The organism is Pedobacter boryungensis, from assembly GCF_013204825.1.
Taxonomy (GTDB): Bacteria; Bacteroidota; Bacteroidia; order Sphingobacteriales; family Sphingobacteriaceae; genus Pedobacter; species Pedobacter boryungensis.
Map to the genome: position 1 here is coordinate 1,212,934 of NZ_JABMKV010000001.1, position 24,746 is coordinate 1,237,679.

Annotated in this window: 21 protein-coding genes; 7 read left to right on the plus strand and 14 right to left on the minus strand. The window is 33.0% G+C overall.

Going from position 1 to position 24,746, the window contains the following annotated elements; genetic code table 11:
- The first annotated feature begins 274 nt into the window (after nucleotides 1–274).
- The 3 genes from HQN85_RS05245 (at nucleotide 275) to HQN85_RS05255 (ending at nucleotide 4,950) form a co-directional block, all read left to right on the plus strand.
- Nucleotides 275–1,126 (plus strand): GLPGLI family protein, encoded by an 852-nt coding sequence (locus HQN85_RS05245; protein ID WP_173269551.1) that lies wholly within the window; start codon nucleotides 275–277, stop codon nucleotides 1,124–1,126.
- A gap of 101 nt (nucleotides 1,127–1,227) precedes the next feature.
- The gene (locus HQN85_RS05250) at nucleotides 1,228–2,184 is read left to right on the plus strand and encodes a GLPGLI family protein (RefSeq protein ID WP_173269554.1); all 957 of its coding nucleotides are present in this window, start codon (nucleotides 1,228–1,230) and stop codon (nucleotides 2,182–2,184) included.
- Nucleotides 2,185–2,298: 114 nt separating this feature from the next.
- Nucleotides 2,299–4,950 carry a TonB-dependent receptor gene (locus tag HQN85_RS05255; protein WP_173269557.1) on the plus strand — a complete coding sequence of 884 codons (2,652 nt, stop codon included), beginning with the start codon at nucleotides 2,299–2,301 and terminating at the stop codon, nucleotides 4,948–4,950.
- Between the two features lie 105 nt (nucleotides 4,951–5,055).
- On the opposite strand, the gene HQN85_RS05260 is transcribed toward HQN85_RS05255, so the two are convergent.
- The 5 genes from HQN85_RS05260 to HQN85_RS05280 form a co-directional block, all read right to left on the minus strand.
- Complete coding sequence (locus HQN85_RS05260) at nucleotides 5,056–6,576, minus strand: M56 family metallopeptidase (protein WP_173269560.1); 1,521 nt, start codon at nucleotides 6,574–6,576, stop codon at nucleotides 5,056–5,058.
- Nucleotides 6,557–6,919 carry a BlaI/MecI/CopY family transcriptional regulator gene (locus HQN85_RS05265; RefSeq protein ID WP_173269563.1) on the minus strand — a complete coding sequence of 121 codons (363 nt, stop codon included), beginning with the start codon at nucleotides 6,917–6,919 and terminating at the stop codon, nucleotides 6,557–6,559. Before HQN85_RS05265 ends, HQN85_RS05260 begins: the two co-directional genes overlap by 20 nt.
- A 66-nt stretch (nucleotides 6,920–6,985) precedes the next feature.
- The gene (locus HQN85_RS05270) at nucleotides 6,986–7,486 is read right to left on the minus strand and encodes a hypothetical protein (protein WP_173269565.1); all 501 of its coding nucleotides are present in this window, start codon (nucleotides 7,484–7,486) and stop codon (nucleotides 6,986–6,988) included.
- Nucleotides 7,487–7,539: 53 nt separating this feature from the next.
- Entirely contained in the window at nucleotides 7,540–8,046 is a 507-nt protein-coding gene (locus HQN85_RS05275) for a hypothetical protein (RefSeq protein WP_173269568.1), read from the minus strand.
- Nucleotides 8,047–8,065: 19 nt separating this feature from the next.
- Entirely contained in the window at nucleotides 8,066–9,451 is a 1,386-nt protein-coding gene (locus HQN85_RS05280; protein ID WP_173269571.1) for a dicarboxylate/amino acid:cation symporter, read from the minus strand.
- 152 nt (nucleotides 9,452–9,603) lie between these two features.
- On the opposite strand from HQN85_RS05280, the gene HQN85_RS05285 reads away from it, so the two are divergent.
- From HQN85_RS05285 to HQN85_RS05295, 3 genes are read left to right on the plus strand one after another with little or no spacing between them, the layout of a single operon-like run.
- Nucleotides 9,604–10,101 (plus strand): RNA polymerase sigma factor, encoded by a 498-nt coding sequence (locus HQN85_RS05285; RefSeq protein ID WP_173269574.1) that lies wholly within the window; start codon nucleotides 9,604–9,606, stop codon nucleotides 10,099–10,101.
- The gene (locus HQN85_RS05290) at nucleotides 10,088–10,687 is read left to right on the plus strand and encodes a hypothetical protein (RefSeq protein WP_173269577.1); all 600 of its coding nucleotides are present in this window, start codon (nucleotides 10,088–10,090) and stop codon (nucleotides 10,685–10,687) included. Before HQN85_RS05285 ends, HQN85_RS05290 begins: the two co-directional genes overlap by 14 nt.
- A gap of 30 nt (nucleotides 10,688–10,717) precedes the next feature.
- Nucleotides 10,718–11,275, plus strand: a complete 558-nt coding sequence (locus HQN85_RS05295; RefSeq protein WP_173269580.1) for a DUF922 domain-containing protein — start codon at nucleotides 10,718–10,720, stop codon at nucleotides 11,273–11,275.
- Nucleotides 11,276–11,326: 51 nt separating this feature from the next.
- Here the strand turns inward: HQN85_RS05295 and HQN85_RS05300 are convergent, their stop codons facing one another.
- The 6 genes from HQN85_RS05300 to HQN85_RS05325 all read right to left on the minus strand — a co-directional run bounded on the left by HQN85_RS05300 (nucleotide 11,327) and on the right by HQN85_RS05325 (nucleotide 18,549).
- Complete coding sequence (locus tag HQN85_RS05300) at nucleotides 11,327–11,929, minus strand: hypothetical protein (protein ID WP_173269582.1); 603 nt, start codon at nucleotides 11,927–11,929, stop codon at nucleotides 11,327–11,329.
- A gap of 95 nt (nucleotides 11,930–12,024) precedes the next feature.
- On the minus strand, nucleotides 12,025–13,929 hold the full coding sequence (locus HQN85_RS05305) for a beta-N-acetylhexosaminidase (RefSeq protein ID WP_173269585.1): 1,905 nt from the start codon (nucleotides 13,927–13,929) through the stop codon (nucleotides 12,025–12,027).
- Between the two features lie 128 nt (nucleotides 13,930–14,057).
- Entirely contained in the window at nucleotides 14,058–15,020 is a 963-nt protein-coding gene (gene trxB, locus HQN85_RS05310; protein WP_173269588.1) for a thioredoxin-disulfide reductase, read from the minus strand.
- 99 nt (nucleotides 15,021–15,119) lie between these two features.
- Nucleotides 15,120–16,283: a dipeptidase gene (locus HQN85_RS05315; protein ID WP_173269592.1), complete on the minus strand. Its 1,164-nt coding sequence runs from the start codon at nucleotides 16,281–16,283 to the stop codon at nucleotides 15,120–15,122.
- Nucleotides 16,284–16,286: 3 nt separating this feature from the next.
- On the minus strand, nucleotides 16,287–16,904 hold the full coding sequence (locus HQN85_RS05320; RefSeq protein WP_173269595.1) for a toxin-antitoxin system YwqK family antitoxin: 618 nt from the start codon (nucleotides 16,902–16,904) through the stop codon (nucleotides 16,287–16,289).
- Nucleotides 16,905–16,920: 16 nt separating this feature from the next.
- Nucleotides 16,921–18,549: an acyl-CoA carboxylase subunit beta gene (locus tag HQN85_RS05325; protein WP_173269597.1), complete on the minus strand. Its 1,629-nt coding sequence runs from the start codon at nucleotides 18,547–18,549 to the stop codon at nucleotides 16,921–16,923.
- Between the two features lie 105 nt (nucleotides 18,550–18,654).
- On the opposite strand from HQN85_RS05325, the gene HQN85_RS05330 reads away from it, so the two are divergent.
- Nucleotides 18,655–19,368 (plus strand): hypothetical protein, encoded by a 714-nt coding sequence (locus HQN85_RS05330; RefSeq protein ID WP_173269600.1) that lies wholly within the window; start codon nucleotides 18,655–18,657, stop codon nucleotides 19,366–19,368.
- On the opposite strand, the gene HQN85_RS05335 is transcribed toward HQN85_RS05330, so the two are convergent.
- The 3 genes from HQN85_RS05335 to guaB form a co-directional block, all read right to left on the minus strand.
- Nucleotides 19,369–19,962, minus strand: a complete 594-nt coding sequence (locus tag HQN85_RS05335) for an LOG family protein (RefSeq protein ID WP_173269603.1) — start codon at nucleotides 19,960–19,962, stop codon at nucleotides 19,369–19,371.
- A 153-nt stretch (nucleotides 19,963–20,115) separates the two neighbouring features.
- A complete protein-coding gene (locus HQN85_RS05340; RefSeq protein WP_173269606.1) occupies nucleotides 20,116–22,701 on the minus strand; it encodes a TonB-dependent receptor in 2,586 nt (861 codons plus the stop codon).
- A 451-nt stretch (nucleotides 22,702–23,152) separates the two neighbouring features.
- The gene (gene guaB / locus HQN85_RS05345; protein ID WP_173269609.1) at nucleotides 23,153–24,622 is read right to left on the minus strand and encodes an IMP dehydrogenase; all 1,470 of its coding nucleotides are present in this window, start codon (nucleotides 24,620–24,622) and stop codon (nucleotides 23,153–23,155) included.
- Nucleotides 24,623–24,746: the final 124 nt, after the last annotated feature.

A 24,746-nucleotide genomic window follows, 5' to 3' on the forward strand; every position in this document is an offset into this window, starting at 1 on the left:
GCTTGTAGTTATAGTTCGTAAACGAGTAATACTATAATCAATAAAAAAATACGTAGTAGAAGAGCCAGTTCGCCGTCATCGGTTACACCTCTCCTGCTTTCCATTTTATTCCGCTACGCTCTATGCTCACTCCAATCAGGTCTATTTAACAAATTTTCTTGCTACTAGTAAACAATACCAAGCTTATAAAAGAAACAAGTATGATACAAATAATAAATAATGCTTCATTATTACGAAATATTCGTAGATTTACGTAAACTTAATATTAACCATTATGAAAATTCTTTTAACAACTAGCTTTGCAATTTTAATTAGTGTTATTTCTTTTGCCCAAAAACCTGATAATGTGTTGGCCAGAATAAAATATAGTTTTATTCACGTAAGAGACACCACGCAAAAGAATAATCCCTATACTGAAAACATGTTATTGGTAATTGGTAAAAATGCATCAATTTATACCAGTTTAGATAAATTAGAAAGAGATTTAGAACTACCAAAAGCTAAACGAGCTCCAGGATCGCCCTTTAAGCCTGTAAACCAAGTTGATATTTATTTCTTTGCTAAGGAAAATAAATTAGTTAGCAGAGAACGATTTATGAATGCCTATTATTTAATTAATGAGCCTTCTCAGCGTATCAATTGGAAAATTACAAAGGATACCACAAGCTTTAATGGCGTTCAATGCAAAAAGGCAACTACCACTTTTAAAGGAAGAAATTGGATTGTATGGTATGCGCCAGAACTACCGTTTCAAAGTGGACCATGGAAATTAAATGGACTTCCAGGATTAATTATACAAGCTAGCGATAATAAAAATGAGGTTCAATTTTTATTTAATGGAATCGATAATTTAAAAAGAGAAAACCTAAGTGCTGAGGAGTTAGAATTAGCAAAAGCGTACGATAAAAGTATTTTCTTTAGTCATGAAATCGCATTGCAAAAAGATGCTAAAGAAACAACAAGAGTTGAATATGATAAAATTCAAGATCTATTTAAAAAGGACCCAAAAGGTTTTATAGCTGCTGCATCAGGCGTACCAAGAGATAAAGTATTTATTGGAGGTAGTACAACAGGTGTTAGTCATAACACCATCAATAATCCAATTGAATTGCCAGAAAAGAAATAATTACTATTAAGATATATAGTTAAAATATGTTAAATCATTTTATTTATTACGAAATTATCGTAGAATTACGAATAATTAATTGACATAAACCAAAGAACAACATGAAAACACTTTTCACTACACTTTTAGCTTTTACAATAAGTTCAATTGCATTAGCTCAAAATCCTGACAAAGCCCTAGCTAGGGTAAAATACACATTTAGTCATATTCAAGATACTACACAGCGAGATAAACCATTTACCGAAAATATGTTGTTGGTAATTGGAAAAAATGCTTCTGTATTTACGAGTTATGATAAAATCAATCGTGAACTAGAAACGAAAAAGCAAATTCAAGAGCAAATGAAAAACCAAGCAGGTAGTGGTACTTTTAGTATAAAAATTGATGGCGCACCACCAAAATCATCTAGTTTATTAGATTATTTCTTTTTTGCAAAGGAAAACAAATTCATAACTAAAGAACGACTGTTCAACAATTACTTAATAGAAGAAGAAGCACCAAAAATAAATTGGAAACTTTCAAAAGATACCCTTAGTTTTTCAGGCGTAAAATGTCAAAAAGCTACTGCATATTTTAAAGGTAGAAATTGGATTGCTTGGTATGCTACCGATCTGCCATTTCAAAGTGGACCATGGAAATTAAATGGCTTACCTGGATTAATTATTGAAGCTTATGACGAGAAAAAAGAAGTTCAATTTCTATTTGCAGGAATGGATAATGTTATACCAGAAGAAGCAAAAGCAGTCGAAAAAGATGGACTACCTAAAATCATAGGCCCAAATGGCTCAAATAGTGTGGTAAATATTATGGGTATGGATGGTAATTCATATTTAGGTAGCGAAATTAAACTTCCAGCAGACGCAATTAAAACGACTAGAAAAGAAATTGACAAATTAAAAGAAGCAAGAGATAAGGATCCTCAAGGTTTTATGAATGCACAAATGGCAGCGCAGGGTGTACAAATGGGCGTATCTCGCAGTTTCAAAGTTGCGTCTAATATTCCAATTACTAACAAAGTAGTGATCAACAACCCAATAGAGCTACCAGAAAATAAATAGCTCCAGTAATTCCTAACCAAACAAACACACAAATGAAACTATCATGATTTTCACAAGTCGTTAGGCTATGATATCAAAAACATGATAGTTTCATCATCAAAAAATAATAAACAGATGAAAAAGTATTATATAATTACTTTGCTCTTCTTTTTAGTGGGCATTGCATCCGCCTATGCGCAAAAACAGCTAAAAGGAAAAGTGAAAGATGCTAAAGGTGCACCTATACTATCTGCAAGTATTAATTTAAAAGATGTAACAGGTAACATTTTAAGCTTTACGAGAACCAATGATAAGGGCGAGTACACTTTATCTTTTTCTGAAGAAAACAAAGGTTTAACAGTTGAGGCGACAAGCATAGGTTATACAAGGAAAGCAATTGAAATTACAGACCTCAACAAAAGTTACGATTTAATTTTACAGGAAAGCGAAACCACTCTTAAAACTGTGGAAGTTAAAAATAAGCCAACACTCACTTTAAATGGTGATACTTTAAACTATAAAACATCTGATTTTGCGGATAAACAAGACAGGAGTATTGGGGATGTATTGAGAAAAATGCCAGGTATTACTGTAGAAGAAAATGGAAAAGTGAGTTATAATGGAAAACCAATTTCGGCCTTGTATATTGATGGAGACAATGTTTTAGATGATAAATATTCTATTGGCACTAAAAGTATTCCGCATGGAGCAGTTGATAAAGTACAGGTAATAGAAAAAGACCAACCAATTAAAATGTTGCGAAAAAACAACATGAGCGAGGATGTAGCCTTAAATTTAGTGATCAAAGAAGAAGCGAAAATTAAAGTAATGGGAGATATTAAAGCTGGGGCTGGAACTCCTAATAGGTTTGATGGAAATGCCAATGCGATGCTATTTAAGAAAAAAGCAAAGTTCATTAACAACATTAAAGGAAACAATATTGGTGTTGACCCAGGTATAGATTTAACTTCTTTTTTTGGTGGAAATAATGGCAATGACAAACCTAGTAGTTTTCTTTCTGCTGGTGCTGCTGGTGTACCTACCCTACCTCAAAAAAGAACACTTTTTAATAGCGCTGGCTTAGCAAATTTGAACAATCTTTACAAATTTAGTGAGGATTTGCAGATAAGAGCGAACATCTCTTATTTATATGATCAGCGAGACCAGCAGTATAGTAAGTTTTCTGAAACTTATTTATCTGGACAAACAATCACATATAATGAACTTCAAGAGAATGCGATTAACCCACAGAAATTACAGGCTAAATTCAACGTACTCGCAAATGCAGATAAGTATTATTTCAATGATAATTTAACCGTTAATTACGGTACAACGAGAACAAATTCTGGAGTTGTAACTAACGGCATTGGTGCAAATCAATTCTTAAAACAAGAAAATTTCGATATTTCTAATGAATTGAATTACAGAAAAAAGCTTAAATCTGATAATACATTTAACTTTTATTCCTTCATCAGTAAATTAACGCAACCAGAAGTTTTAACGATTAATCCTGGATTAAATGAAGCAATTTTAAATAATGGAAATCCGTATGCAGGATTAAACCAGTACGTTAAATTACCAACTTTATACACAAATAACTATACCTCTTTTGCATTTGTAGGCAATAAATTTACTCAAACTTACAGGTTGGGATTTAATGTTCAGCAGCATGAATTAAATTCAGAATTATATCGTGTTCAAAATAATCAGACTACAGAATTAGTTTCTTCGCAAATGACCAACAATTTAGATTGGCTTAAAACGAAACTATATACTGATGCAACTTATGAATATAACTTTGGGAAATTTAAAGCAAGTTTAGGATTACCAATTAGTTATAACCTAATTAATTATGAAGACAAAGCAAAAGATTTGGACAAAAGTTTAGATAAGTTTTTTGTAAATCCATCTTTAAGTGTAAAATATCAAACAGGAATTGAGAATTATGTTACAGCCAATTATTCTTTTAATAATAATTTAGGTGGAATTGATGATATTTATCGTGGTACCATTTTAAAAAATTATCGTTCACTTTTTGCAAACGATGCACCAATCTCGGAAAGAAAATCACAAAATATTGGGGCAGCTTTTAGTTTTAGGAAAGCAATGCAGATGTTTTTCTTTAATTTAAATGCTAATTACTCAACATCAACGGTAAACACCATTTCTTCTTACACGATTAGCAATTCAATACAACAAAGAATCGTTTTGCCTTATGTGAATGACATGAATAGTTTATCGTTTAGTGCTAATGCTAGTAAATATCTTTTTAATATTAGAAGTACAATAAATGCTGGCGTTGGTTTTAACCAAAGCACCTTTGAGCAATTACAAAACAATGAATTATTGCCATTTACATCTCAAAGCACTACTTACAATGTTGGTCTAGATTCTAAGATAAATAACTTTATTAATTGGTCTTATAACGCAACTTATTCAATAAGCACGAATAAAACATCGAAAATAAATGCTATTAAAAACAATAATCAACAGTTAAGACAACAATCTTCGATTACTGCAACAGCATTTAAAAGTGTGTTTATGACCTTATCTGCAGAACATATATTTACCCATCAATCTACCCAACCAGACTTAAAATATATTTTCGCTGATTTCAACATGAGATATAAATTCCAAAAACTAAAAACAGACTTAGAATTTGGAATAACCAATTTAGCGAATATTAAAAAGTTTGAAGCTAATTATCTTTCTGCAAACTCTTTCTCATCAGGCACATATTATATTCCTGGTCGAGTTGCAATGATGAAAGCTACATTTAGTTTTTAGATCTAAGAGAAAATAATAAAACCAAGTATATAGTTAGTAATTAGTTGAAGGCCCTGTAACTTTTAGTTAGGGGCTTTTTTATGATAATTGAATCATGGATTAGTATTACTTTATTCTACTGCTTTTACCCACAACAGTAATCTCAGCCATCTTATCTTCCTGCTTCTTTACAGTTATATTTTTAATTTGATCTGGATTGATTTTATTGAATTCCTTTTCATCAACCTTTTTACCATCAAGCACATACAAAAATTTAATAGTCGATTTAACGGTATCTACTTTTTGACCATTCCTACTCCTAAAAAAAGTTTTTTGAGCCTCCGAAGTTTTAGGTATACTAAAACCCATAACTGTTACATTCGTAGCATTTATGGGAGTAATATTAACATCATTTACAGCTACGTTAGGTCCAATTGCTGTCCCTTTTAGTTTAATTTTAATATCTTCAATCGAACTAGGATTATCACTTTTTAAAGCAAATCCTTCCACAATTTTTTCATCACCCTGCTGTAACCCTAAGTTTGTAGAATCAGTGTTAATAGAGATCGTTTTTATAAAAATAAAATTCTGGAGCTTATGAGCTGTATCAATAGTAATACTTATCGGTTTTCTTTCATTTATCTTCTTTTTGCTTACAACCTTTTGAGTAGTTAAAGTTAAATCTGGTGCTGATTTCTCCATTAGATTTGCGTTTATTAAAACCCTTTCAAGAGGCATTAAATGTTGCTTAACTTCTTTTTTAGAAATAGTAAATGCTAACGATGTAATTAAGAGTGCAGGCAAAATTAATGCATATATCACTAATTTTTTAGGCGATGAACGTTTTGCATTCATCATTTTAATTCTCTTTTTTAAATCGGATAAGTTAAAATTATTAACCAAAGCTACACTTGGTTGCAAACTACCAACTCCTAACAAACTATATTGATAAGATTTTTTATCGATTCCTTTTTTTACAATTCTAGCATCAGTAATAAATTCAATGTTCTCTTTAATTGCTTTTTTCATCAACCAAACACCAGGATTAAACCAATAAAAAACCACACTAATTTCAGCTAAAATGATATCAAGCGTATGCCATTCTTTCACATGGATTTGTTCATGAGCCAAAATAGTATCCAATTCATCAGTCGAGTGTATTTCTGGATTTACATAAACCGTTTGCCAAAAGGAAAATGGACTTACTTGTTCATCTAAAATTCTAACTGAAAGATCTTTAACTGAACCAGGTTTTGATTTCTGGTGTACGCGGTAAAGTGAAATAAATTGAGCAATTAATCTTAATGCCATAAAAACGACGCCAACATAGAATAGAATAAGTATAATTTTCCAATAATCTAGTATTACATTATTCTGAATCAATGCATTCATATCTACCTTTGGTACTAATGCAGCTACATTTGGATTAACTTGTTCTTGTCTGTGAAAAAAATCGGTAAGATTAATAAAAGGATAAATCGTAGAAAAAATTATTCCTAATACTAAAAAAATACGATTGATGGTATAAAAGGTGAGTCGACGTAAAACAAGATAATAAGCTGCAGCAAAAAGCAATAGCACCAAATTAATTTTCAATAAAATCAACAACAAAGCTGGCATAGCTAATCTATTTATCAGGGTTCTCAATCAAATTGATAATCTCTTTCAATTCTTCTGCACTTATCTTTTTATCCTTAGCAAAAAAAGCAACTAGTTCCTTATAAGAACTTTGAAAATAGTTATCTACAAACCCAGTCATAAAACGCTTTTTATAATCAGTTTCTTTCACTTTTGCACTATAACGATAGGCATTTGCAAATTTTTCGCTTTTTAAAAATCCCTTACGTTCTAGATTTTTAATAGTTGATGCTAAAGTGGTATACGGAGGTTTTGGGTCTGACAAGGCATCCATAAAGTCTTTTATAAATCCTTTTCCAACTTGCCAAACTGCAAGCATTGCTTCTTCCTCTTGTAATGTTAACTTTTCCATATTACGATTGTATCGTAAACTTACGACAATGGCGTTAAAAAAACAAATTTTGTAATACTTAGAATATTAGTTGTTATATCGGCTTTCTACCTCATCTATAGCTTGTTGAACTATATTTTTGATCTGCATAGCAGAATCTAGCAATTGAATATTACCCTCAAAATCGCTGTAAATAAGTATTCTTTTAGATTTCTCTTTATAGTAAAATTGTAAATCGTAGACTGGCGATTTGGAGTTTGATACTTTTTTGCCAATAACTTCTGGCAAATTCCATAATCCTAATTCATTAATTTTATTGTGAATAAAGATCATATCATTAGCACGCAATTTAACATGAGTTTTAATTACCGAATCTCTATTGTTTATATACTGATAGTTTCCATCTGTAGAAGAATAAGAATTTGACAAAGTATCTCCAACGCCCCATTTATAGGTAAATGATTCGAAATCAGTCACAGGATAAGGTGCTTTTTTTAAACTCACTAAATAATAACCTACCATTGCTATAATTAAAATCACGGCAACAGTTGCTATCAGAGATAAGTTTTTTTTAATGTTAAAAGCCATATTAGTAGAAGAATTAGAAAATGGGATAATTAGCTCAATTCTTATTAGAAAAATTATTTTCTCTGTCTTTCTTCAGCATCTATAATACTTTGCTCAATGATTTTCTGCATCTGTACAGCTGCATTTTTCATTCGTATATTACCTTCAAAATCCGATAAATAAGTAACTTCTTTTGATTTTTTTTGATAATTGAATTTCATGAAATAACGCGGTGCTTTAGAATTTTTTACATCATTTTCATTATTTGCAACAATATCTGGTAAATTCCAAAAACCCTGTTCATCTGCGTTGCTATCTAAAAATTTCTTATCTCTAGCATTAAGTTCCACATGCTTAATAATTAACGAATCTTTATCATTTAAATATCTGTATTCGCCTGTTGCCGAATTATAAGAGTTTTCCAAATTGGTTCCAACTCCCCACTTATATTCTAACGAAACAAATTCCTTTGCTTTAAATGGCGCATTCCGAATAATCGGCGCATAATACACAATGCAATAAATTAAAAATGGAACTACAACTGATAAAAATAAAAATATTTTTTTCCCTCTACTCGTCATGTCTATACTATATTTTGAATTAATCTAATGGACCAGTCAATTCACCTTCCCATTTACTAACTACTGCTGTTGCAATGCTATTTCCAACAACGTTAGTTGCTGATCTGCCCATATCCAACAATGGATCGATACCAATTAATAAGGCTAAGCCTGCTTCAGGAATATTAAATGTAGCAATTGTACCAGCAATTACAACCAATGAAGCACGTGGCACACCTGCAATACCTTTACTTGTCAACATTAAAATCAGCAACATGGTTAACTGTTTGTCTAGCGGCAAATGTATGCCGTAACACTGCGCAATAAATATTGAAGCAAAGGTCATGTATAACATCGAACCATCAAGGTTGAATGAATATCCCAATGGTAAAACAAAGCTTACAATTTTGTCTTTACAACCAAAACGCTCCAGTTGCAACATCGTTCTAGGATAAGCAGCCTCACTACTAGCTGTACTAAAAGCTAACATAATCGGTTCTTTCATCCTATTCATCAAGTTAAATATTCTTTTCTTCAAGATGAGATAGCCAATTAAAATTAGCAATATCCATAAAATGAGCATTCCAGAATAAAATTCGCCTATAAATAAAGCATAAGTTGACAACACACTAATTCCTTGTTTCGCAACAATTGCTGCCATTGCTCCAAATACCGCAAAAGGTGCAAAATTCATTACATAACCTGTAACTTTTAAAACTATGTGCGCTACTGAATCAAAAAATTCAATTACTACTTTTCCTTTTTCACCAATTGCCGCAGTTGCGACACCAAAAAATAAAGAGAAAATTACAATCTGTAAAATCTCGTTAGTAGCCATTGATTCGGCAAAACTTTTAGGTACGATATGCGAGATGAAATCTTTTACCGATAATGCGGTGGCCTTAATTCCAGTTTCAGTATGACTACTTGGTAATGGAAGATTCATAGCTTCGCCTGGTTTCCAAATATTTACCAATAGCATTCCTAGTAGTAACGACATTAGCGATGCGCTGATAAACCATAACATTGTTTTTCCGCCGATGCGGCCTACAGCTTTAATATCACCTACTTTAGCTACCCCTACAACCAAAGTTGTAAAAACTAAAGGCGCTACAATCATTTTTATTAAACGAAGAAAAATATCGCTTAATAAGGTAAATGGCTCAAGTTTTTTTTCCCTAACGGTTTCATTCTCTTTGCGAATTTTAACTTGATCTGCTTTTTGAGCTTTCAGTACTGCATATTCACTTACCGTTGTATCGGTAAGATTGCCCATCTGAATTTCAATCTTTTTTACTTGTGCATCTGCGCCAACAATTGCATTATTATTTTTGCTGAAATTATTTACATTTAAATAATAACCTACTACCACACCTAAAATAAGTGCGATGAAAATAAAGAGCGTAAGTTTGTTTTTATTAGACATTGGTTAGATTTAGCTATTTTTCAAACCGTAAAACTACAATAATAAAATTATTCTCTAAACAATGTTGATAAAGCATTACTTATTTTACATATTTGAAACCGTAACAAAACTAAATTTCTAACATCTAACCATAGATTATCAACACCAAATAAGTGAGCCAAAAAGACGTATTATTTAAAGAAATTTTCGACAAAAACTCTAAGAAGATTTTTCACTTATGCTATGGTTACACAGGCGATAAAGATTCTGCGAACGACCTTTTACAAGAAACTTTTTTAAAGGTTTGGCAAAATCTCGATAAGTTTAGAAATAAATCGTTAATCTCTACTTGGATTTATCGTATTGCCGTAAACACTTGTTTAACTTATTTGAGATCGGAAAAAAGGCAAGCTAAAGATGAACTTACAGAAAACATTATAGAGAACAGAGTTGAAGAGTTTTCTGAAAAGAATGAGCAAGTCGCTTTGCTTTATAAATCAATTTCAAAATTAGAAGAAAATGATCGTTTGATTATTACTATGGTTTTGGATGAATTGCCATACAATGAAATTGCAGAAATATCAGGGATTAGCGAAGGGAATTTAAGAGTAAAAATTCATCGTATTAAACAAAAATTGACCGAATTATACAATCAGAATGCAAGAATTTGATCATATAGAAGCGCTTTGGGCTACGCATAAGGTTGATGTAACAATATCTGCCGATGAAATGTTGAAGCAAGCTAAAAAAGAAGTAAGTAGTATGCGTACTAAATCGCTATTGAATATAGCGGGTATGGCATTTTCTTTTCTAGCAGTTGCTGCATTATGGTTATTTTTTGATTTTCAGTCTTGGACAACTCACGCTGGAATTAGCATTATTATTATCGCTGTTGCTGTGTATACAGTGATTTTATACAATAACTATCGCATCATTTCTAAAAGCGATTTCACTGTAAATCCTAATGAATTTATTGAAAAGCTTAAGCTCTATCAATTAAATCGCTTTAGTTTGTATAACCGTCTATATTGGTTTTATGCAATTGCGCTTTCTTTAGGAATGACACTTTACTTCTTCGAAATTTTAGGCCACTTGGATTTATGGGTACAAATTTTATTTGTCGTTATAAGTTTTGGTTGGATGATTTTCTGTTCTACTTTGGTACGAAAAGCTGTAATTAAAAAGGATAAAGAAAGGATTGCCTTGTTAATTGAAAAATTTGAACGCATTAGCGGACAGTTTCACGAACAAGAATAAATTGGCACGGCTTTCGTTCTATATTATCAAATGAAGAACGGAACATCCATTTACGTTAAAATAATTATCATTTCGGCAGTGCTATTTTTTAGCAGTTTTAAAACGCAGCAGGAAGTGTATCCTGAACAAATCGATTGGGACACTCATTTTAAAGCACAACCTGATGAACATTCGGCATTCGCTGCAGAAACTGCTACGACTTGGCATTACAGTTATAACGCAACTGTAAGAGACAATCATCTCCATATCGATTTTAAGTTTTCTGCAGGCGTTGTTCCAGAAAAATCTTGGGTAAAACAAGAGCGAATCAGTAATAGAAAAGTGAGCAGGCAATTATTAAATCATGAACAAGGCCATGTTTACATTAACTTTTTATTATTAAAAGAAGGTGAAATTCAAATTCGAAATCAAAAATATACACCCAGTAACTATAAAAGATTAATTCAGGTTAATGCAAATAAGGTAAGCGCCTATTACAACAATCTACAAAACCGTTATGATAATGAAACCAAACATGGCTCTGATTTAGAAGCTCAAAGTAGATGGGACGATTTTATTAGATCAGAAATGAATAAATACCAAAGATGAGTTCTAGGTTAAGTATAAATTCAGATAAGAAATAACGTTCAAAAACTAAAATTATTCAGGTTTAACTTCACTTGTTGAAAAACTATTTCCTCTCAATTGGTATTGAATTGTCTTGATTACAGTAGATGTTTTACCGCTATCGGTAGTCACAACTGGCACAGAGCGAAATAAATCTCCATTTTTGATAAAGAATTTGTCATTTCCTTGATAACCCTTTTTAAGGTCGCTATTTAACCCTGGAAAACTAATTTTATCGAAGCTATTACCAGCAAATTCGTAAACATTTAAATCATTCACATTTTTCCTAGCCACATATTGAATGTAAAGTTCAGGGTTTCCATCATTATCTAAATCCATATTCCAAGCATCAGTAATAATTCCTTTACGCTCAATTGAAATCGATTTATAATTATTTTTAATCGAGTCAGACATTAATAATAAATATCCACCTAATGTATCAACTCCCTTACCCCAACTCACCACTTCAAAGTGATAACCAGGTTTAATTTCTATGCTTTTGTAAAATGGAAAAGGATTTACAGATTTTGGTGTAGCTGCTGTTTTCGCAACGATTGCTGGTTGATCATTATTAGTGCAAGCTGCAATGAATAAAATACTGGCTAAGGCAAAAAATCCTAATTTAATAGCTTTCATGATTCTTATATCATTCTTAAATGAGTAATTATTTTTATACTATCATTAAGAAGTTAGAACATCTTTATCCTAACTTCTTAATGTTTAAGTTATTCTTATTTGGTTTTCACGTCTGGAGCACCATTATTTAGTATTGTTTCAGTAACTACACTTCTTTTTCCACTTGGTGTAATTACAATGGTTTTAAGGGTTTTCTTTTGACCTTGAGGAACAATCACCTTAAAAGAGCTAGTATATTCTGTAGCCGTTTCTGATGGGCGATATCCATCTAAGGTGTAAAATATTTTAGATCCCGCCATTGGCGCTTTCAAGTCAATTGTTATGTTTTCACCATTCAATACTTTTTCATTCTGACCTATTGGTGTAGGCACCCAGTAATTAGTTGATGTTTTGTCGATACGAGTTAAATGCAAAGGCACTCTCTCTTCGGTAAAATTCTTAACATCTTTTCTAGCCACTTGACTCCAAGCAATTTCTGATAAAGAGAAAATTCTAGGCAAAATCATGTATTCTACCTTAGCAGGAGTTTCCATGTATTCTGTCCAAATATTTGCCTGAACACCAATCACATGTTTTTGTTGATCAGCGCTTAATTCTTTTGGAACAGGATCGTACGCATAAGATTTTGTATATGGAGCTAAACCACCGATAGTCAATGGTTCGTCTGTAGATATAGATTGTTTATGATCGAAATATAAACCAGCAGAACCAGGTGTCATAATTACATCGTGATTTTGTTTTGCAGCTTCAATTCCACCTTGTTCCCCTCTCCACGACATTACAGTTGCATTTGGTGCCAAACCTCCTTCTAAAATTTCATCCCATCCAATAATAGAACGGCCCTTTGAATTTAGATATTTTTCAATACGCTGGATAAAATAACTTTGCAAACCATGTTCATCCTTTAAGTTATTATCTTTTATAAATTGCTGGCAAAAGGCAGATTGTTTCCAATATTCTTTAGGCGATTCATCTCCCCCAATGTGAATATATTTTGATGGGAATAACACTAATACTTCATCCAATACATTTTCTAAAAATTTGAACGTGTTTTCAGTTGGCACATAAACATCATCAAAAACACCCCAAGTTTGCTGTACTTGTTTTCCTTTTCTATCGCCACTCCAAGGTGTTTTTTCACCGATAAATGTATCTTTATCTGGAAAAGCACTTAATTCTGGATAAGCTGCAATAGCTGCCGAACTGTGACCAGGCATTTCTATTTCTGGCACCACATTAATAAATTTGGATGCAGCGTATGCAACTACTTGCTTAACTTCTTCTTGTGTATAAAAACCTTTATAAACTTCGTTATCTGTTCCACCTGTACCTGGATAATTTCCTATAATTGTACCATTTCTACTTGATCCAACAGAAGTTAGTTTAGGATATTTTTTAATTTCAATTCTCCAACCTTGATCTTCTGTTAAGTGCCAGTGAAAATTGTTCAATTTATATTGAGCCATTAAGTCGATATATTTTTTAACAAAAGAAACCGGAAAAAAATGGCGGCCTACATCTAAGTGCATTCCACGATACTTAAAACGCGGATAATCGTTTATTTCTGCAGTTTGAATTGTTATTTTATCATTCTTTTTTTCAGGCATTAACTGCATTAACGATTGCGCTGCATAAAATAAGCCTGCTCCAGTTCCAGTTACTTTAATTTGAGTAGGAGAAATATTTATGAGATATCCTTCTGCTGGTAATTTCTCAGCACCTGCAGATGTTAATATAATGGATTTTTGTCCTACAGTTGCAGATTTTGCCTCTCTTAATGCAAAACCTCCTTTAGTCACAATAAAAGCATTCAGTAAATCTGCAGTTTTAGCATTCGCAATTTCGTTACTAATTAAGGTTACTGTTTTATCTAATTCAAAAGTTCCATTGTTTTTTTTAATGGAAACAGGTGCTGGAATAATACCCATGTTTGCATCGGTTTGTGCAAAACTGTGGACAGCAGTAAGTGTGGCTACAAAAAGTAAAAAAATTCGTTTCATACTAAATTCATGTGTTTGTCTGCCTAAGATATAAAATTTAGTAGTAAATTTTAGCTATAAACTTGAAGCGTCATAAAAAAAGCTCCCCAATTATTGGGAAGCTTTACATTTATAAAATTAAAAAAACCTTAAGCTACTACATGATGCTCTTTTGCAGCTAAATAGCGTTCTGCATCTAATGCAGCCATACAACCAGAACCCGCAGCTGTAACTGCTTGACGATAATAATGATCTTGTACATCACCACAAGCAAAAACGCCTTCTATATTTGTTTTAGAAGTACCTGGAGTAGTTTTCAAATAACCAGTATCATCCATATCTAACCAACCTTTAAAAATATCAGTATTTGGCTTATGACCAATTGCCACAAAAAATCCTTCTACATCAATAATTTTAGATTCTTTTGTTTTGTGATTAAATACGCAAACACCTGTTACGTTTTTACCATTACCCATAATTTCGGTGGTTTCTGTATTGTAGATCACTTCAATATTTGGCGTATTTAGCACGCGATGAACCATTGCTTTTGAAGCACGAAACTCATCTCTACGCACTAACATATATACTTTATTACACAATTTAGCTAAATAAGTAGCTTCTTCTGCAGCAGTATCTCCAGCGCCTACAATGGCTACGTCCTGACCTTTAAAAAAGAAGCCATCGCACACTGCACAAGCTGAAACACCAAAACCATTGTATTTTTGTTCGCTTGGTAAACCCAACCATTTTGCAGTTGCTCCTGTTGCTATAATTACAGTATCTGCAGTAATAGTTTTAATTTCATCAACTACTACTTTATGCGGCAATGCAGAAAAATCTACAGAACTTACATAACCGAACCTAATTTGAGTTCCGAAACGTTCTGCCTGTTTTCTAAAGTCTTCCATCATTTCTGGACCCATAATCCCATCAGGATAACCCGGAAAATTATCTACATCTGTAGTTTGGGTTAACTGACCACCCATTTCCATTCCTGTATACATAACGGGTTTTAAATCTGCACGGGCTGCATAAATTGCGGCTGTATATCCTGCTGGACCAGAGCCGATGATTAAACACTTTACATGTTCTATTTCTTGTTCTTGAGACATTTTTTTATGTTAATAATGCAAATTTAAGCTTTAAATTGGAAAGGGCAAAGCCGAATAGCAAGCCGAAAGTAAAAAGAATAAACCTTCTACCAATTGTAATTATTTGCCTTTATTGGCTTTAAGAATTCTTAAAAAATTACCGCCTAAAATTTTAGTAATTTCATTTGGCTTATACCCTCTTTTAAGCAAAGCTGAGGTTATTTTTGGATAATCTGCTACACCATCTATACCTAATGGAAATGATTCTGCGCCATCAAAATCTGCCCCTAATCCCACATGATCAATCCCAATCATTTTAACGATGTAATCGATGTGATCAATTAACAATTCGATAGATGGACGTGTCGCATCAGCATCTGTTTTATGCAAAGAAATTAAAGTATCAATTGCATTACTACGACCATATTTTGAGCTTAATGCTTTTAATTCGTTATCGTATTTGCTAAAGAATAATTTCTGTTTTGTATTAAAAGTCGAATCTAAAAATCCGCTATAGAAATTAAGGGAAATTACTCCTCCATTTTTGCCAACAGCTTTTATTTGTTCATCATTTAAATTTCTCGCAACAGGATTCAAAGCATATACACAACTGTGTGATACCAATACAGGTTTTTTAGATTCTTTAATTGCATCAAAAAAAGTTTTAACGCCAACATGAGAAAGATCTACAAGTACACCTAATTCGTTCATTTTACGTACTACTTGTTTTCCAAAATCATTTAAACCTGCATTTTCTGGCTTTACTTTTCCTGAAGTTTCTTCTGCCGCAGAACTTGCCCAAGGTGTGCTATTATTCCAGGTTAGTGTTAAATAAATCATCCCTCTTTGAGCTAATTTCTCTAAATTCTCCAAACTATTCTCAATCATATGACCGCCTTCTACTCCTATCATGGCTACCATTTTTTTTGCAGCGATAGCCTGCTCTAATTCGGAAGCATTTTTGGCTAAAGCGATCTTATTTGGGTACCTTTTTATTAAGCTGAATAAAGAATCTATTTCCTGATTTGCAACAGAATAACCACCATTTTCATCACACCAAATGGAAAAAACCTGAACATCAAGTCCACCTTGTTTAGCTCTCACTAAATCAAAATTTCCGGTTTTTTGCAATCTTCCAATATCAATTCCAGATTTTATTTGGTTAAACAATATATCACCATGTGTATCAACCACAATTGCTTGCTGATGAATTGAAGCTGAATTTTGCGCAAAACTAAATGACACTATGAATGATAGGACTATACTGAGGGAATGTTTTTTCATAATTTATTGATTAGTAGTTCGCTTCTCTTTTCGGTTTTGTTTTATCAAAATGCTGGATTTTAACACTCCATTATCGTACAAATCTTTTCGTGTACCTTCCATAGAAATCCATTCTCCGTCTTTTTTTCCATTTATATAGTTTCCACCCTCCTCTACATTGCCAAATTTATCAAATGTTTTAGATTCTCCACTTAACTCGCCATTCACATAATTTTGAGTACTTAAAACATTCCCATCCGGATAATAAACCATCCATTTTCCTTGTTCAACTCCATGTACAAAATTTCCTTGCTGACTTAAAAATCTAGTTTTACCTTTTAGCTTAAACTTTGTGTTGTGAAAATCGTTAAACGTTTGAATATCCATATAGAAATTAAAATTCCCATGAGGTGTACTCAAAGTTTCATCTTCATAAGAACCAGTTTGTATAAGATTATCATATAAATCATATCGTTTAAATGTCCATATATTTTCAGCACTTAACTTTCCATAAATTGCATAAGAAGTAGCTTTATTTCTATCTGTAGTTACTTGATTACCATAAAAATAAACTGGTGCGACTTGAGCTTTTAAACTTAACACGGCAAAAAAAGAGAACAGAATTAATATATTTTTTTTCATTTGCGGTAAATTAAATTTAAGTCTGTATAATACCGACATTAAATGCTTTTTTTATTGGCGACTGATTAGCGGCTTCAATACCCATTGAAATCACTTTTCTGGTTTCTATTGGATCAATTATGCCATCTACCCATAAGCGAGAAGCCGCATAGTATGGCGTAGTTTGACTATCGTACCTATCTGTAATTTCATTTAATAATTCAGCCTCTTTTTCTGGAGTAATAATTTCTCCTTTTGCTTTTAACGATGCCTCTTGAATTTGCAATAATACTTTTGCAGCTTGCGAACCGCCCATTACAGCTATTTTAGCACTTGGCCAAGCGTAAATTAAACGTGGATCATAAGCTTTTCCGCACATAGCATAATTGCCAGCACCATAAGAATTCCCTATAACGATAGTAAATTTAGGTACTACAGAATTTGCAACTGCATTTACCATTTTTGCCCCATCTTTTATAATTCCGCCCTGCTCAGACCTACTTCCCACCATAAAACCAGTTACATCTTGTAAAAAAACCAAAGGAATTTTCTTTTGATTACAGTTCATTATAAATCGACTGGCTTTATCAGCGCTATCTGAATAAATGACCCCACCAAACTGCATTTCTCCTTTTTTAGATTTTACCACTTTCCGTTGATTAGCCACAATACCTACTGCCCAACCATCAATTCGAGCTAAACCACAAATAATACTTTGTCCAAATAGCGCTTTGTACTCCTCAAATTCAGAATTATCTACCAAACGATAAATGATATCTCTCATATCATATGGTTTCTCTCTGTTTTCAGGTAAAATACCATATAATTCTTGCTCATCTAGTTTTGGCAAAGCCGATTTAATTCGATCAAAACCAGCATTTTCAGGCGCACCTAACATACTCATTAACGTACGAATGCTATCTAAACAAGCTTTATCATTAGGGTGTTTATAATCGGTAACACCAGATATTTCGCAATGCGTTGTTGCACCGCCTAAGGTTTCATTATCGATATCTTCGCCTATGGCCGATTTAACTAAATATGAGCCAGCTAAAAACACCGATCCAGTTCCCTCAACAATCATCGCTTCATCGCTCATAATTGGCAAATATGCACCGCCTGCTACGCAAGAACCCATAATTGCAGAAATCTGAACAATTCCTTCGGCAGACATTAATGAATTATTTCTAAACATTCTTCCAAAATGTTCTTTGTCTGGGAAAATTTCATCTTGCATAGGTAAATAAACACCTGCACTATCTACCAAATAAATTACTGGCAGTCTGTTTTCCATTGCAATTTCTTGCGCTCTCAGGTTTTTCTTCGCTGTCATGGGAAACCATGCCCCAGCTTTCACCGTAGCATCATTCGCAACAATCATGCATTGTCTGCCAGATACATAACCAATTCCTGTTACAACTCCCGCACTCGGACAACCTCCTTCTGCAATGTACATTCCATCTGCAGCAAATGAACCAATTTCTAAAAATTCAGTATCCTTATCTCTTAAATAATCAATACGTTCTCTGGCTAAAAGTTTACCTTTTTCCTTTTGTTTTGTCGCATTCTTTTCTCCTCCACCTACATATATTTTTTTAAGCCTGGTTTTAAGCTCATAAACCAATTGCTTGTTTACATCTTCATTTTTATTGAATTCTATGTTCATGCTAGCAAGTTAAAGGATATATTTTTAAAACTAAAACCTGTAATGGTATTTAGTTTTCATGATGAGTTAATATGCTAAATTAAATTTTTAAACGTTTTTCATAACATGCGATATTTAACTCTGATTTTATCTTTATTTTGCTGGCAATTTAGTTTTGCACAAACTTTTACTTATCCAAAACTTAATACACAAGGAACAGATATTAGAGCATTTACACCAGCAAACTGGAAAGTAATTGATACTGCATTTGGAGATTTAAATAATGATAAAGTAGAAGATTTAGTTTTTGTGCTTGAATTTAACAACCCAATTATTGAAAAAAGGGCTTATGGAGATGGAGAAACAGAGTTGATTAAAGAATTTCAAAAACCTAGAATTTTAGCTGTTTATTTTAAGAATGCACGTTCAAACAATTATAAATTTGCCATGCAAAATAATAATTTCATTCTTCGTTCGCAAGAAGGTGGTGAACTCGGTGAGCCATTTAAAAATCTAACTATTGAAAACAACAGTCTAAATTTAGCTTTTGAAGGCGGCAGTAATTGGCGTTGGAAATTAAATTATCAGTTTAAATACCAAAATAAAGATTGGGTATTAACTCAGGCCAATAATATTTATTACAATATCACATCTGGTGAGATGACAGATAAATTATATGATTTTGTGAATAAAAAAATGAAACTTACAAGTGGAAATATTTTTGCCCGAAATAATTTGAATGATGTTAGTGAAGAAACACTTTACTATGCTCAATTACGAACCTTAAACAATTTTAAAAAACCCTGGACTTGGGAAATTACCAAAGATAATTTTCTATAACTAAACTAAATTTCTATCTCTAAACCAAACATCATCTGGTGCAGCTGTAAAATTCTGCATTTTATTTACTAAAACCTCTGCATTTGTTTCGTTAAAAACAAGATCCCTATTGGTTTGCTTTAAAAAGCGATGCTCTACCATAACATCCATTTGTTTAAATAAAGGATCGTAAAATCCATTTATATTTAATACACCAATTGGTTTACCATGTAATCCTAATTGTAACCAAGTTAACACTTCAAATAGTTCTTCTAACGTACCAAAACCTCCAGGTAAAATAACAAAACCATCTGCAAGGTCTGCCATTTTTTGCTTCCGTTGATGCATATTTTCTGTGATCACCATTTCTGTTAAACCTTTATGACCTACTTCTTTATCCATTAAAAACTGAGGAATTACGCCTGTAGCTTTACCATTACGTTTTAAGATTTCATCGGCAATTACTCCCATTACTCCTACACTACCACCTCCAAAAACTAAGGTGATGTTTTGCGAAACCATTGTTTCGGCTAAATCTTCGATGGCTTTCCTTAAAACTGGGTCTCCGTTAAAATTAGAACCACAATACACACAAAGTGAATTTATTTTTTGCATGACATTTATTTTGCCTTAAAACTACATAATAGATTGCTTTATTTTTGTTCTTCAGAAATTTTACAAAAAGAAAGAGCGGTAAAAACCGCTCTAACTAACCAAATATAATCCAACACAGAATTATTTTTTTAAAATCTTAATAAGTAGCCCAACCTAAAATGTATAACGCAAAGTAGCACCATATGTTCTTGGATCTCCAAGTACTCCTGCATATAAACCAGAATTACCTGCCGCCGCTTGTACTTGTTCGTAGTAATTTTTGTTGGCAATATTTCTACTCCAAACAAAAGCAGAGAATTTCTCTGATTTAAATCCTATTCTTGCATTTAACAGAGAATAACTATCTACATTTAATACTTTAGATGGAGTTGGATTTGAAGAATAATCCGAACGGTAACTTGCATCACCGGCAATAAAATATCTGCCAACTTTTGTAGCCAAACTACCAGGAACACTAAATTCTGCACCTCCAGAAATATTCCATTTAGAGATACCCGGCAATCTACCTCCAGAAGCATCTTTAAATGCAACTTGCGTAGCTGTTCCGCCAATAACCTCTGTATGTCCAGTTTCTTCTAAAGGCAAAGGAGCATTTGTAAATTTCACATATTTACCATCAAGGTAAGCCACAGCAGCATTTAAGGTTAAAAATCGTTCTAATTGATAGCTTCCATCAACCTCTAATCCTTTAACGTTAACTTTTTCAGCATTCGCTAAATACCCCCTATTTACGCCCAATTGTGGAGATTGCACATTGGTTTGATAATCTTTAATATTCGTATTAAAAGTGGTAACATTTATCAATAAATTCTTAATTAATTTCGTTTTAACACCTAGTTCATAATGTTCAACATATTCTGGTTTTACTACAGCCAATGACAAATCTGCTTGTCCAGCACTATTTGTTGGCAGCCCTCCTACATTAACGCCTACTGGTTTATAAGCTGTAGAAAAAGTTCCATACGCATTTAATCTATCGTTTGGTCGATATGATAAAGTAATGTTACCAGATAAATTGTTGTTATCCGTGTTGATGCTAAATTGTTGATTACTATACACCGCTGCTTTAAGCGCAAGCAACGTAGGATCTGATGTTTGTAAACCGCCATACGTTACGCGATTATAATCAACATCTTTTTTATCATAAGTATATCGTAAACCCGGTAAAATATGTAAATGATTTAAAAATTCCCAGTCAACTTGTGCAAAAACAGCTGCACTTAATGATTTAATGGTCGAATTAGTTTTAATTCCAAATCCATCTAATAAACCTGGGGTTGAATACAATGCTTGTGTGCCTGTATTATTTGTTTGTACAAATCTCCATTGATCTTTGCCTACTTCTTCTGTTTGATCTAAGCCTTGTAAATTTTGACTTAGGGCAAATACGCCAATTACACCACTTAATTTTTCGGTTATATTTCCAGAATATCTAAACTCTTGCGAATATTGGTCGTGGCGAGAGTTACCTTGAGATTTAGTTAATGCAGATAATTCGGAAAAATCTCTGTCATTTGTTGGATCCCAATTCCAAAACCTCCAAGCGGTTGTAGAAGTTAAGGTTCCATTACCAATTTTATAATCAATGTTTGCAGAAATACCTCCAATTGATTGATTGTGTCTCCAAGGTGTATTTGTATTTATTTCTCTAGAAAATGGATTTATTTTAGGTTGTTGATAGCCTAAATCAGAAACTATTTTAGCATACTGGCGATAAGCACTTCTTTCTGTGGTAGTAACACCAGCAATTACCAATGGATAACCAGCTGGATGTTGGATACTTACATCACCACTTAGTAAAATTTGTAGTTTATCTGATGGCGTAAAATATAACTGTCCTTTAAAACCTAGGTTATTTTGCCCACTGTATTTACGCTCTTCTTTAGTATTCCAAATTGTACCATCTCTTTCAGTTCCTGAAATGGAAAGTTTTGCTGCAAGATTTTTTGTTATTCCTCCAGAAATTGATGTTTTTGCTTGGATGAAATTATAGTTTCCAACGCTCAACTCTGCTTTTGCACTGGGTACTTGAGTGGGTTTAGTTGTAGTAATGTTAAATGCACCAGCAGTCGTATTTTTTCCAAATAAGGTTCCTTGAGGACCACGGATAACTTCTATTTGTTCAATATCCAAAAAATCTGTAGAGGTAGCCGCAGGACGAGCATGGTAAACACCATCAACATAAAAGCCAACTCCAGGATCAATACCATCATTAGTTAAACCAAAAGTTGAGCCTAAGCCTCTGATGTTAAGCGTTGTATTTCGAGCATTTGAAGCATATAATTGCACAGAAGGCACTAGTTCCTTTAAACGATTAACATTAAAAGCGCCTGCATTTTCAGCTATCTGTCCACCGATAACAGTGATGGCAATTGGCACATCTTGTAAAACCTCAGAACGTCTTCTAGATGTTACTACAATTTGATCTAACAACGCGTCTTCCACAAGTGTTAATTCTAAGATTGTACTATCCACTTTTAAAATCTGAAAATCTTGAGGTTTATAACCAACTGAACTTACTTGAAGAAAAAATGGAAGTTCTTGTTTTGAATTGATACTGAATGAACCGTTCTCATCTGCGCTAACAGCTATGTTTGTTCCCCTTATCTTTACTGTTGCATGTGGTAAGGGATCTCCATTTGTACGTTTAACTACACCTTTAATTGGGTTTTGTGCGTAAATTGTGACTGGGATTGAAAATAAAATAAAAATAAAAAATGATAGGTAATTGAGCTTCATCGTCATTGTTTTAGCTAAAAATTAAGGTTAATTTATAATCTACTAAATCTATAGATTATATAGACAAATTTATTTGAATTATTCTATTAACCAAATTATATTTGGAATTAATTTTAATTATTTTTTTCAAGCGGAATAAAATATGGGGTTATGCAACTTAAATAATTTTACCAAATGAGTTTTTAAACCCGATTGAAGTTAAAATACTTTTGTCATGCTGAGCTTGTCGAAGCACAAAAGATTGAAACGACAAGCGGGGCTATCGTAACCGATGCCCCGCTGCAATTGCTTTTCGAATGCTTAAATGCAAACGTTTTAAGATTATCACAATTAGTTATTATTTTAATTGTGTTCGTAAACCCTCTCTGTTCGGTTGTCTTCGTTCCTCGCAAGGACACTTTTAGCTTAGACTTCCTGACTTTCCGTCTTTCTAATTTTTCAGACTTCCAGTCTATCTAGTATAATTTGGTGCTTCTTTAGTAATGGTAATATCGTGAGGATGACTTTCTCTCATACCCGCAGCAGTAATTTGAACAAATTGTGCTTCTTGCAATTTTTCTATACTACCTGCACCACAATAGCCCATACTAGCACGTAAACCACCAACATATTGATACATTACTTCTGCTAAAGTTCCTTTAAATGGTACACGACCAACAATTCCCTCTGGAACTAGTTTTTTAATATCATCTTCTACATCTTGGAAATAACGATCTTTTGAACCTTGTTCCATCGCTTCAATAGAGCCCATTCCGCGATAAGACTTAAATTTACGTCCCTCATAAATGATTGTTTCACCTGGACTTTCTTCTACACCTGCAAATAGCGAACCCGCCATTACTGTACTTGCACCAGCAGCAATTGCTTTAGAAATATCGCCTGTATGTTTAATTCCTCCATCTGCAATAACTGGAACTCCTGTACCCTTTAATGCTTTAGCGCACTCAAAAACAGCATATAACTGTGGAACTCCTACACCAGCAATAATTCTAGTGGTACAAATAGAGCCTGGACCAATACCAACTTTAACAGCATCTGCACCAGCTTCTGCCAAAAATCTAGCAGCATCACCTGTTGCAATATTACCTACAATTACCTGCAAATCTGGGTATTTTGCTTTAACTTCTTTTAATTTATCAACCACTCCTTTTGAGTGACCATGTGCCGTATCAATAGTGATTACATCTACTCCTGCTTTTACCAATGCATCTACACGTTGCATGGTATCTGCTGTAACTCCAACCGCAGCACCAACACGTAAACGACCTTTTTCATCTTTACAAGCAGCAGGATAATTTTTTACTTTTTGGATATCCTTGAAAGTGATTAATCCACACAAATACCCTTCTGCATTTACTACAGGTAATTTTTCTATTTTATAATTTTGTAAAATTTCTTCTGCTTGAATTAGATTTGTTCCTTCTGGAGCAGTAATTAAGTTTTCTTTTGTCATTACCTCTACAATAGGCTTCGACATGTCTTTTTGAAAACGTAAATCGCGATTAGTGATAATGCCCACTAATTTATTATCAGTGCTTACCACAGGAATCCCCCCTATTTTATGCTCTTTCATAATTTTAAAAGCATCTGCAACTGTAGAGTTCTCTAATAAGGTAACAGGATCTTGAATCATACCACTTTCCGAACGCTTTACTTTACGAACTTCTTCAGCCTGTCTTTCAATCGTCATATTTTTATGCAGCATTCCCAAACCTCCATTTTGTGCTATGGCAATGGCTAATTCTGCTTCTGTAACAGTATCCATGGCTGCAGAAACCAATGGCACATTAAGTTTAATTTTCTTTGTCAAAAAAGTGCTTGTATTCACTTCACGAGGCAAAATTTCTGAATATGCAGGCACTAACAATACGTCATCGTATGTTAAACCAGTAGCAATAAATTTTTGGGGATCGAGTTGCATAGCAAATAAATTAGGATTTATTATTTGCCAGGCAAAGATACAACATAATCGTCAATATAAAAATATCATTACCTTTTGTTATACCTAAAAAGAATTGAGCATCTTTAAGCATTAATTAAATTTT